Source organism: Pseudomonas syringae group sp. J309-1 (assembly GCF_032582135.1).
In the GTDB taxonomy this organism is placed as follows: domain Bacteria; phylum Pseudomonadota; class Gammaproteobacteria; order Pseudomonadales; family Pseudomonadaceae; genus Aquipseudomonas; species Aquipseudomonas quasicaspiana.
The window spans coordinates 11,828-22,194 of record NZ_JAWHNU010000080.1; the positions used below are offsets into that span (position 1 = coordinate 11,828).

Consider the following 10,367-nt stretch of genomic DNA (forward strand, 5'->3'; position numbering starts at 1 on the left):
AACGCGGTATGACTGCAAGCCGCGGCACCCCCAATCGCGAGCAAGCTCTGCTCCCACAATGCCTGTGCCCCACCACCAAACCCTGTGGGAGCCGGGCTTGCCCGCGATGAACGATAACGCGGTATGACTGCAAGCCGCGGCACCCCCAATCGCGAGCAAGCTCTGCTCCCACAATGCCTGTGCCCCACCACCGAACCCTGTGGGAGCCTTGCCCGCGATGAACGATAACGCGGTTCAAGCCACAGTATCCTTCCCGCTTCGAACAACCGTTGGTCACTTTAATCGAGCCACCTGCAATCCCCCTCCCGCCACACCCCCCCGGTATTCAAGGCATAGCGAAACATTGACCCCCGTCAAGCCAAATCCCCATACCGCAAATGCGTCGCAACGACACATTGCCGGACACCCTCATGATCTATATGCTGTGTTTCGAAATATGAAAAACACTACATAAGGGATTTCCGCTGCATTTTCGGTCGTACCTTCTCCTCTGAGAATGAACCCACAAATGCAGAAGAAAATAACGAAATTCCTTCCTCAAACGCAGTTACGGATGAACAAGTGTCGGGCGAAATCTGTATAATCCCGCGCTCGCTCCAAGGTACTCAAATGACCCTTTGCCCACGCAATGCTGTCTTGCCTGAAAGCCACCTTGAGTCCCCGTTTTGCTCGCCTGTAAGGCCCCAAAGGCGCGGCGACAAATCCAATGATCGATCCGCAGCACCACAAACAGGTCGATCCTGAGTAAAACTCGAAAATTCCGTTGCCGGCGTCATCCACTCGACGCAGGCACTACATCCTTTGAAATTCAGGAGCTTCCACCATGCTGAGCTGGGACGAATTCGATAAAGAAGACGGCGAAGTAGCTGTCAAAGCAACCAACGCCGGTCACGCTAACGAAGCCAACATGGACCGCCTCGACAGCGCCGGTGGCGCCGCAGCCACCGAAGCTCGCGCCGTCACCGACAAAGACTCTGCTGCCCTGATCCGTGCCAAAAAAGCACTGGACGCACTGGACGTCGCCGAAGGCCTGGCTGAACTCGAAGGCGCCAGCGCCCGCGTTGCCGTTGACGAAAAAATGATGATCAACTGCCGCGCCGACCTTAACCAACTCGTGCCTTTCAAGTACGACTGGGCGTGGCAGAAGTACCTGGACGGTTGCGCAAACCACTGGATGCCGCAAGAAGTCAACATGACCGCCGACATCGCCCTGTGGAGAGACCCACAAGGCCTGACCGACGACGAGCGCCGCATCGTCATGCGTAACCTGGGCTTCTTCTCCACCGCCGACTCCCTGGTTGCCAACAACCTGGTACTGGCCGTGTACCGCCTGATCACCAACCCGGAGTGCCGCCAGTACATCCTGCGCCAGGCCTTCGAGGAAGCGATCCACACCCACGCTTACCAGTACTGCATCGAATCGCTGGCCATGGATGAAGGCGAGATCTTCAACATGTACCACGAGATTCCATCGGTCGCGAAGAAAGCCGCCTGGGGCCTGAAATATACCCGTTCGATCTCCGATCCGAAGTTCGAAACCGGCACCGTCGAAACCGACAAAGAATTGCTGCGCAACCTGATCGCCTACTACTGCGTACTGGAAGGCATCTTCTTCTACTGCGGCTTCACCCAGATCCTGTCCATGGGCCGTCGCAACAAAATGACCGGTGTCGCCGAGCAGTTCCAGTACATCCTGCGCGACGAATCCATGCACCTGAACTTCGGCATCGACGTGATCAACCAGATCAAAATCGAAAACCCACACCTGTGGGACGCCGAAATGAAGGAAGAAGCCAGCCAGATGATTCTGCAAGGCACCCAGCTGGAAATCGAATACGCACGCGACACCATGCCGCGCGGCGTACTGGGCATGAACGCGGCGATGATGGAGGACTACCTCAAGTTCATCGCTAACCGTCGCCTGAGCCAGATCGGTCTGAAAGAAGAGTACCCAGGTACCACCAACCCATTCCCATGGATGAGCGAAATCATGGACCTGAAGAAAGAGAAAAACTTCTTCGAGACACGGGTTATTGAGTATCAGACTGGTGGGGCGTTGAGCTGGGATTAATTGATCCCCCGCTCAAAAGCTTCAAATGAAAGGGCTGCCTGAGAAGGCGGCCCTTTTTTATTGGCTATGTATGCCGTTGAATGAAAGGTTGATCGATGAGCTACGGAGTGGCCCCGATGTCCCTGACACCGCGCCGTCTCGCGGCAACATAGATCTGGTAGGACCGGATTTATCCGGGAAGGCAGCATTCCAGACGACGATGATGTGGCGGATGTACCGACCTATTCCCGAATGAATTCGGTCCCACGCAGACTGTGTGAAAACGTAGCGAGCGACGGCAAGACAAGGCAAAAACAGGCGAAAAACGGCCGGGGTCGCGTCCGACTCTAGTGTTCTAAATGAGCATTTTTCGCCTGTTTTAACGCAGTATTGTGCGCGTAGCACCGAAGGTGCCCAGCCTGCAGTAGTTTTCACACAGTCTGCACGGGTTCCGTGAGAATTCAGACAATTACATTTCTTTGATGAACGCGCCGATCACAAGATTCTCGAATCCCATTTCTCGTTCCCATACCGACGGGACTTGTAACTGTCGATCTTCCACTCCCCCGCTTTTTTCAACATGACGAAGAGATACTCGTCCTGAAAGCTCGTCTCCGTTTTAATCACCACTTCAGCTCTGGATTTGGTTTTGATCTCCACCAGAACTTCCGTTGGACTTTCGACGCCGTTGAATTTCGCTGGAAAGCCAAAGCTTCCAGGATTTTTACCGCCGTACACCCGACGCTTATCTGTGCAGTAATCATCAAAAAGCGGCGCCGTACGCTCACCGAATATGGCAAACCAATCGGTTCTGCCTTCCGCGTAGTGGTATTCAATGCCCGGATACTTCTGCCGTAGCTCACCATCTTCTTTTTTACTTCCGGCGTAGATATCACGCTCGATCGAATTCCATTTAGCCCCGAATTCACTGACGTGCAATGCCAGATGTGATTTGAGTGACGCTTCGTCCATTTTACCTGGCCCCAGAATTTCCATTGATGCAGAACACTGCTTGAACGCTCGATTTCGTAGCTTACAAAGAGCCAGGCCTGATGGCTATCACAGGTTCAAATCGGGCTCTCATGGACACACCGTCCCTCCCCACCTCACTTCACATCGCAATGTATGGCACGATAATCTTCGAAGGAACATCGCCATAAGCAACCCGCTTATTTTGACCCAGAGACAGGACGCTGAAATGGACGCCGCTTTTCAAAAGCTCGCACTCAAGATTGGCATCGAGCTACCGGAACGTTTTTCAGCATTGATGGCCATAGCGCAATCGGACAAAAACACCATGCGCAGTGTTTATGACGTGTTTTTGCTTGATGCCGAAACGGCTGAGCGTGAAATTGATGAGTGGCTCGATCCGGCTGATCATGAAGGTCGAACGTTTCTGCCTTTCGCGACTAATGGCAGCGGTGAGCCCTACTGTTTCGTGCGTCTGGCAAATGGGCAGACGGGGATCGCACAAGCACTGCATTTCGGGCAGATGACAAGCCTTGCCCACATCGACATATCGTCGTGGGTGACAAGCCACTATGTACGCGCAGCGGCGGACGTGTCCCACCTGAAATATCAAACAGAGATGGGCCCAGTAATCACCCATGAAGTGCAATTACTCCACCCAGCATTGCTGCCAGAACACCGTGCGCTACTTGCCGACCTTTTTTCCAGACCCTGTGTGGCCAGGTCATTCAAGGACGGCGCCGAGAGCACTCCCAGAACAGTGAACGCTTTCATTTCCCAAGAGGAGTCGGAGTTGTTACAGGCAAGCCTGGAACAACCAGACCCTATTGAATTCGAAGTACTGCGTGACTGGATGCGCTGAGTAGGCCTTGCAGTCAGCAAAAACCCAATGGAGTGACCATGAGCGAAAAACAACCCTGCCGGGTTTGCGCAAATTTGATATTGGCAACCACGGCGGCACGCAACGACGGAATGTGCATGCCCTGCAAGGGTGGCTATCGGAAGCGTATCGAAGACGGCAAGCTCCGGGCCGAAGAGCACAAGCGTTACATCGTCAGCCCGCGAGCGCTGTACTGGACGGCGCTGGTCAACCGCGTCTACAACACTCCCGAAGGTTTCTCAGGCCTGGCATTGGCAGAACAGCGCTATTACGCCGTCAGCGCATTACAGGGCGAGATCTACAACGGCGGCTTCGACCAGTACTTCGGCAACTCCTCGGGGGATCACTTCGACATCGCTTGCGCAGGCCTGCTTGAACTGGGCGCGACGCAGACACTGGCGCTGCTCGAAGAGGCCAGGCGCCTGCTGTTCGGCACCCAGCCCGTGCCCACCGACCAGGGCTTGCGCCAGTTGAGCATGCCCACCTACGCAGACGAGCGAGATCTTGATTGCGAAGCGGCGCTGGATGCCCTCGACAACCAATTTTATAAGGATGCCGAACAACTCGACGAGCGCTTGCTGAAGTACGCCCTTGAGCACTGCTTGTTCGAAAAAGAGGCTGATTGACCATCAGGCCAGATGACAATCTCCACTCAAATCAGCAAACCCAGGCAATGCCAACCATGAAAAATCACGCACCGTACTACGTGCTGTTTACTGCGATGCTTTCAATGTTCTGCCCAGCCGTCCTGGCAGCATCGTGGCAAATCTGCAGCATGGAATTGCGTATTACTGATGTCCTGACAAACCCCTATCCAAAGTTGCAGGCCGAGATCCTCAAGGTAAGCGCAAAGACCGCCACGGTCGTCTGCCCGGAGAAAGGCACGACCCTCAAGTTTCTGCCGGAAACGTCAGACTATCAGGCCGTGCTTCCGCGCCGAACCTGGCCCAAAAAAGGACAAGTGGTGCACTTTGATTACCGCTACCTGGATGGCACCTGTAAAGGCGAATGGAAGGATTATCCGTGCCGCATCAAACACTACTCACTGCCGAGGCAATGAACGTTGAATCATAAAAAACTACTGGGCTATCTGCCCGACGATCTCGTTGAGCCGATCACCCATGACGTTGCGCGGGTGACTGCATGGGAGATGATTGGCCCTGAAAAAATCCCCCATGAGGTACTGACTGCCCAAGTGCTCAAGCGGGTGTTCCTGCGTTGGGATTGTGTGTTGCAGGGCCCACGTGATGACGCCAGCCCACACTACAAAGACCTGGTGTGCCTGACGATGGCGGCCGTGCTTCATCGTCATGGTTTTTGCGATGAGGCATTGACCCGGACTGCGCTGGAGGCGGTCGACAGGCTTAATGAGCAGGTCGTGCTGAGCGATACCTTCGAACGCAACAGCGACGCCATCAAGGCGCTGCTGACTTCCCCACCGATACCCTTGGTACGACGCCCGCCGTTCGACAAAAACATCACCTTCTTGCGAGAGGGCGACGTCTTGTCAGTACAGATCGGCGAATGGTTTTATGCGATCTACGTCCATAGCATCCTGGGTAATCACGAAGCCCCGGTGGTCGAGATTTACGACTTCGCCTCACGCCAGCGCCCAGAGCCTGAAGACCTCCGGCATTGCAAGGCCAAAGGGCAGCGCTACAATGACGGCACGATGCGTATCGCACAGCACGCGCCTTATGGACTGCGGGATGTGCCGGACAGGGCCAGGCAGTTTCAGATCATCGCTAGCGGCTTTCCCGCGCCCCGTGTTGATCATTTACAACCGTCGATTGGTTTGTTCGCCGTAAGTGACCCGTTCACCCTCTTGGAAGATATCCAGCGCGCCTTCGGTCACGATTGAAAGCTCCCCGATTGAACAGCCCCTTAGCGTTGCATCGCCTCCAGGCCAACGCCCGCGACGTAACGCACCTGCTCATCGGTATCCTGTGTTGCCCGACGTATCGCCTCAATGGCCCGACGCGCGTCGTCGGGCAGCAAGCCACGGTTATTCAATCCACTCACCGCATGACGACGAATGGCAACGTGGGGTGAAGCCAGTCCGCGCAAGGCTTCGCTGACATCAGCAGTAGTGGTATCGATTGGGTGGTAGAACTCTTCAAATTTCTCTTCAACCGCAGCCCGAACTTCAGGACGTTGATCAAGCAGACGCTCAAGGGGCCTGTAATCCAGCACCGGTGGCTGCACGGCCCGCCAGCGGAAACCGTCAAGGTTAGCGCAAATCCCCGCGACTGCGACGTCGGGCGCTTGCTGCATAAGCCAGTCAAAATCCTCAAGGTAACCCAAGGCCGTCGCGCACCAGTTGCGGGTCGGTTGCTCAGGGGCTTCAATCGCTTGTCGGCGCAGGGCCTGGATCACGGGCTCATCAGCAAAGCCGGCCAGCCCGAGAATGCGCGCGGCAGGTGTAGGTTTTTTATGCCCGTTGACCTGCTCGATAAGCGCTGCCTGTGCTGGACGGCCGTTGGCAATCAACCACGGCTCTGCGTCTTCCCCGGAAACACCATCAAAACAATGTAAGCGGCTGACGTAAAACGCGGCCTGCTCGGCGAGCGGCAAGGCAGCGACTTCGCGCAGCTGGTTTTCAATGGCCAGTTCGACAGGGAAATTCTCCTCGAACTGCTGGCGCGTCATGCTGCGCTTGGCCAAGGCGGTATAGCCACCAAAGTCATGAAAAATCACCACGAAGCCAGGCGTCACACCAGGGTGCCCACTGAAATGGCGGCCCAGCGCCCTGGCGGCACGGCTGACGGTGACCAGGAAGCGTCGCTCAGCCGCTTGCCATTCGCGCGGACGAAGCCCATTGGCATAGGCTTGCAGCTCATCATCAAGCGGCTTGAACGGCTCAGTCGCGCAGATTTCCCAATCCCAGCGCCAGTCCGCCGGGTTCCACTTCACCGAGCTGAAGCTTTCATCGTCGTCATCAGGGAAGTCTTCGCTGAGCGCCTGCAGGGTGTTTGCCCCAAAGCTGGGCAGCGACAGAACGCCCTCTTCTTCCCGGTAGCTGGCATGAAACGCTGCGGCGTACACAGGGCTGCCGCCTTCATCGAGCAGCGTTTGCAATGTCTGTCTGGCGGCGTCGAACAGCGCCTGCTCCAGAGCTTTCCAATTCATCATTCAGGTCCTTGCTGACAAAGTGAGTTCAGCCCAGCAGGTCGAGCATCCCCTCAAGGGTGCTTTCCAGACGGGCTAATTCGATATGCGTGCCGTCGCCATATTCGGCGGTAAGCAGCGCACATTCAATAATCACCACAAGCCCCAGAGGGGCGCGATGGCCGGGGTACTTGCGCAGCCTGAGTTCGACCCGGGTCGGGCTTAGCCAAGTGCTGCGGTCTGCTGACCACAGCGGATCCTTGAAGCTAAACACCTCGTTACCGTTTTGGGTATCGATGATTTGCGGCGGGAACAGCCAGTGCGAGTTGCCTGCTTCCCACGGGGTCGCCTGGACTTGATAGCGACTGTCGGGAGACAGGGACAGTATTTCGATGTCGCTCATGAGTGTGCTCCTGCATCTGGGTCGGGACTGGAATTATCAGGCGTCATCCGCTACGTAATAAAGAATGTACCCGGAATACACGAGAGAGCCTGCCGCCACTCCGGCTTCGATGCACGCTGTGAGTGCAGCCTCATCAGCAAAACCGTACTCCGACAACTTGTCGCCGGCAAAACCAGCAAGCCGCCATGCGTCAAAGCCACCGATCTCACCATGAGCGCCGAAGTCAAAATCTACTGTACCGGTAGGGAGGCTAACCGCGCAGCCATAGCCGTGCTTGAAGTAACGAACACCGCCTTCCAGCTCTCCGCGCTGAGGAATGTCATTAAAGACCCAATCCGTATTAGTCGAGGGCCGCGGGATGCCAGACCTTTGCATCAGATCCACTGCGGCAGCAACGCCTGCCTGATAGTCGCTGATCAAAATGGCGAGTTGGTTATTCATAGGGTCTCGCTTTTATAAACAAACGTGTGGGTGCCATACGCGCGCCGATCCGGGTAAACATCGGGTTCATCACCTCGACGTAGCGTGCGCGGCTGGCGATGTTTTCACCGCCCCGAAGCAGCCTTTCATCAACGACCGAAAGCGGCGACCCTGGTCCCGAGACAGACCGTCACGAAAGGGTTTTCGCCATCTCGGAAGTAGCCACCCAACCCAGCCCTTCATACACCGGCTTACCGACCATGGTCGCGTGCAGTATGGCGAAACTCATCCCACGTTGAGCAAACTCCGCTTCAGCCAACTTCATCAGGGCTGAAGCCAGACCCCGGCGTCGGTGAGAGGGTTCGACGAAAACGTTCAGCACATAGCCGCGCTGATCCAGGGTCGGATGGGACGGATGAGGAGGCCAGTCGATACTCATCAGACCTACCGCCGCCACAGGCTGCTCTGCGTCCATCAGCGCAAAACCGTAGTAGCGGCCATCGAACAGGCGCTGGTGCAACCAGGGCCGGAAGTGCTCAGTCATCACCCGCAACACCGATGGATCTTTTCCCGCCTCAAGGAACATCGCTTCACGGTGCACACAAATCATCTCAAGGTCATCGGGTAATAGTCGACGAGCCGCCAAGCCTGAAAAATCGATGTTGCCGGGAATCTCTTTCATCGCATGCACCTGAGCGGAGCGTTTGATGCTAGAGCGGTCAAGGGGAGATTGTTAGACACAGATTTAATGAAAGCGCGCCATACAGCGACAGCGTGACCGCCCCTATGGGCTGGACATCTCGATGTTCACTGAGCACACGGCAACCATGCGGAGTCACTCCACAGTCCATATCGCCCGGATGACTTATGATCTGCGTACTCCTGCCACGGGCGAAGTCATCGCCAAAAAATGTCACGGCTAAGGATTGTCTGTATCCCCTCCCTGGTTACCAAATTGTTCTGTCGTCGGATGAGCCGTTCGGTCAATTTGTAGAGGTAGTGGCTTGTTGAAGGTTGCAAGAGCAAGCAATAGAACACATGTCCACACACCGACCATTGAACGTGCAAGTACCTTTATAAGGGTCTTACCAGCGGGGGCGATTTTTTCCTTTTTCTTGTCATAAAGAAGTAGCGAGGCGAGGATAACCAGGCATATCGCAGCCAGCCAAACATTTTGGCTCGTGTCATAAGAACACAGATCGTTCTCAACGCATCTGCGGGCTATGAAACCCCCTATTAATGATAATGAAGACCAACCGAAACCAATCATCGCCATTATTGTTTTACCCGTGGCATTTCCAATGAAGCATATGACCGTACCTGCGAGGCCAAATACCCATATAAAGAAAAAAAGCCCATCGCCTAAGCCGCTCATGGACCCACCAGCAGCTTCCGGCTTTAAGAAAATAACCGAGCCAATGATTGTTATTGCCAATGCGGAAAACATTAATATTCCGCAAAAAAAATCCCAGCGTATTAGGGAGGCTCGAAGTCTCTTGTTCATGAAAGTTTTGCTACCTCCTGGGGAGTTATACTATAGCGCAGTGGATGCTTCAGGCTCATCGTTATTTAAATCAGAAAAATGAGCAAACCTCAGCCTTTGCTGTGTTTTTTCGATAAGAGCTAAGGAAATCCCCAAAAGCCCCGGTTTCTGTTGAAATACCTGCCTGACATGAACACAACGGTTCCCCTCTATGACACAGATGTCCTTCATTTGCCTTATCGGACCTGTAGATAATGCCAAAGCGGCTGATAGCTGTGCGAGAGCTGCGCAGGTAATGCGGGGAACCGCCTTGGAAAGGTGCTGTTTGAGAGAAAATCGATGAATTAACGACGGGAACGTCTGCTTGCCTGAGCGGGCGTTTTTAGCCATAAAGGCATCAAAAACCAAGGCCTACATCAGTGTGGGAAAAAACAGGCGTTATCAAGGGAGGTTGCAAGTGATATACGAGTGCAATATTGACGTCGACTTCAATGGTGCTGTGTTATTTGTCTACCCGTGCTTGATGGACTTATTCGGAGGGGCGATAGAGGATGGGCAAAATATTCTTGAAGCCTTCACCTCCACGAATAAAGGCGATGAAATTTTAGACCTAGGTTGGGCATGGCCTATCATGGGTATTCACGACGGTAGCTATCGCATTCGCTTTTTTATCGACGAGACATCAGAGGCTACCGATAGGAAGGTGTTGTTCGAAGACAAATATTTTTACTTAGACGTCTGTGATGATTTGTACCTGGCAGATATGGCAGTGTTTTGGGAGTGGGAAACGTACACAGGATGGAAGAAAATCCCCGTACCCATTGGCAAGTACAAAGGAAGCATTGCGGGTGTCCATACACGTGACGAAAACGGGGAAACCTTGTATGGTTTCGATATCCAGTTACACACGATAGCAGAAGCATTTAATCGAACAGTAGAACCGAGATCAGACTCCCGCCTTGTTTAGGTGAAAAACTGTAAGCGCTCCATAAACCCCACCGACTTCAAGATGGGTATCGCGCTTAGCTGGGCGACACCGGCGAGCAGTTCCACG

Annotated in this window: 12 protein-coding genes; 6 read left to right on the forward strand and 6 right to left on the reverse strand. The window is 54.5% G+C overall.

Annotation, left to right across the window (positions count from 1 at the left end; genetic code table 11):
• Positions 1-823 precede the first annotated feature (823 nt).
• Entirely contained in the window at positions 824-2,071 is a 1,248-nt protein-coding gene (locus tag RX972_RS26970) for a ribonucleotide-diphosphate reductase subunit beta (RefSeq protein ID WP_027901745.1), read from the forward strand.
• A 474-nt stretch (positions 2,072-2,545) separates the two neighbouring features.
• On the opposite strand, the gene RX972_RS26975 is transcribed toward RX972_RS26970, so the two are convergent.
• Complete coding sequence (locus RX972_RS26975; RefSeq protein ID WP_316880031.1) at positions 2,546-3,046, reverse strand: NTF2 fold immunity protein; 501 nt, start codon at positions 3,044-3,046, stop codon at positions 2,546-2,548.
• 202 nt (positions 3,047-3,248) lie between these two features.
• Between RX972_RS26975 and RX972_RS26980 the strand changes: the two genes are divergently transcribed.
• Genes RX972_RS26980 through RX972_RS26995 form a run of 4 tightly spaced genes read left to right on the forward strand, consistent with a single transcriptional unit; the run spans position 3,249 to position 5,760 of the window.
• Entirely contained in the window at positions 3,249-3,881 is a 633-nt protein-coding gene (locus tag RX972_RS26980) for a hypothetical protein (protein ID WP_316880033.1), read from the forward strand.
• 38 nt (positions 3,882-3,919) lie between these two features.
• A complete protein-coding gene (locus RX972_RS26985; RefSeq protein WP_316880035.1) occupies positions 3,920-4,525 on the forward strand; it encodes a DMP19 family protein in 606 nt (201 codons plus the stop codon).
• On the forward strand, positions 4,522-4,959 hold the full coding sequence (locus RX972_RS26990; RefSeq protein WP_316880036.1) for a hypothetical protein: 438 nt from the start codon (positions 4,522-4,524) through the stop codon (positions 4,957-4,959). The genes RX972_RS26985 and RX972_RS26990 overlap by 4 nt, the downstream gene beginning before the upstream one ends.
• Before the next feature lie 3 nt (positions 4,960-4,962).
• Positions 4,963-5,760 carry a hypothetical protein gene (locus RX972_RS26995; protein WP_316880038.1) on the forward strand — a complete coding sequence of 266 codons (798 nt, stop codon included), beginning with the start codon at positions 4,963-4,965 and terminating at the stop codon, positions 5,758-5,760.
• A 23-nt stretch (positions 5,761-5,783) separates the two neighbouring features.
• On the opposite strand, the gene RX972_RS27000 is transcribed toward RX972_RS26995, so the two are convergent.
• The 5 genes from RX972_RS27000 to RX972_RS27020 form a co-directional block, all read right to left on the reverse strand.
• Positions 5,784-7,028, reverse strand: a complete 1,245-nt coding sequence (locus RX972_RS27000) for a DUF4303 domain-containing protein (protein WP_316880041.1) — start codon at positions 7,026-7,028, stop codon at positions 5,784-5,786.
• Positions 7,029-7,056: 28 nt separating this feature from the next.
• On the reverse strand, positions 7,057-7,410 hold the full coding sequence (locus RX972_RS27005) for a hypothetical protein (RefSeq protein WP_316880043.1): 354 nt from the start codon (positions 7,408-7,410) through the stop codon (positions 7,057-7,059).
• Positions 7,411-7,446: 36 nt separating this feature from the next.
• Positions 7,447-7,851 carry a DUF6896 domain-containing protein gene (locus RX972_RS27010; RefSeq protein ID WP_316880044.1) on the reverse strand — a complete coding sequence of 135 codons (405 nt, stop codon included), beginning with the start codon at positions 7,849-7,851 and terminating at the stop codon, positions 7,447-7,449.
• Positions 7,852-8,020: 169 nt separating this feature from the next.
• The gene (locus tag RX972_RS27015; RefSeq protein ID WP_316880046.1) at positions 8,021-8,512 is read right to left on the reverse strand and encodes a GNAT family N-acetyltransferase; all 492 of its coding nucleotides are present in this window, start codon (positions 8,510-8,512) and stop codon (positions 8,021-8,023) included.
• A gap of 237 nt (positions 8,513-8,749) precedes the next feature.
• Positions 8,750-9,277, reverse strand: a complete 528-nt coding sequence (locus RX972_RS27020) for a hypothetical protein (RefSeq protein ID WP_316880048.1) — start codon at positions 9,275-9,277, stop codon at positions 8,750-8,752.
• 400 nt (positions 9,278-9,677) lie between these two features.
• On the opposite strand from RX972_RS27020, the gene RX972_RS27025 reads away from it, so the two are divergent.
• Positions 9,678-10,280, forward strand: coding sequence for a hypothetical protein (locus RX972_RS27025; protein WP_316880050.1), 603 nt, complete (start codon positions 9,678-9,680; stop codon positions 10,278-10,280).
• Positions 10,281-10,367: the final 87 nt, after the last annotated feature.

Bases quoted from the DNA above. Each gene is read 5' to 3' on its own strand.
- RX972_RS26970 (WP_027901745.1), top strand. From the start codon at position 824: ATGCTGAGCTGGGACGAATTCGATAAAGAAGACGGCGAAGTAGCTGTC.
- RX972_RS26975 (WP_316880031.1), bottom strand. From the start codon at position 3,046: ATGGAAATTCTGGGGCCAGGTAAAATGGACGAAGCGTCACTCAAATCA.
- RX972_RS26980 (WP_316880033.1), top strand. From the start codon at position 3,249: ATGGACGCCGCTTTTCAAAAGCTCGCACTCAAGATTGGCATCGAGCTA.
- RX972_RS26985 (WP_316880035.1), top strand. From the start codon at position 3,920: ATGAGCGAAAAACAACCCTGCCGGGTTTGCGCAAATTTGATATTGGCA.
- RX972_RS27000 (WP_316880041.1), bottom strand. From the start codon at position 7,028: ATGAATTGGAAAGCTCTGGAGCAGGCGCTGTTCGACGCCGCCAGACAG.
- RX972_RS27005 (WP_316880043.1), bottom strand. From the start codon at position 7,410: ATGAGCGACATCGAAATACTGTCCCTGTCTCCCGACAGTCGCTATCAA.
- RX972_RS27010 (WP_316880044.1), bottom strand. From the start codon at position 7,851: ATGAATAACCAACTCGCCATTTTGATCAGCGACTATCAGGCAGGCGTT.
- RX972_RS27015 (WP_316880046.1), bottom strand. From the start codon at position 8,512: ATGAAAGAGATTCCCGGCAACATCGATTTTTCAGGCTTGGCGGCTCGT.
- RX972_RS27020 (WP_316880048.1), bottom strand. From the start codon at position 9,277: ATGTTTTCCGCATTGGCAATAACAATCATTGGCTCGGTTATTTTCTTA.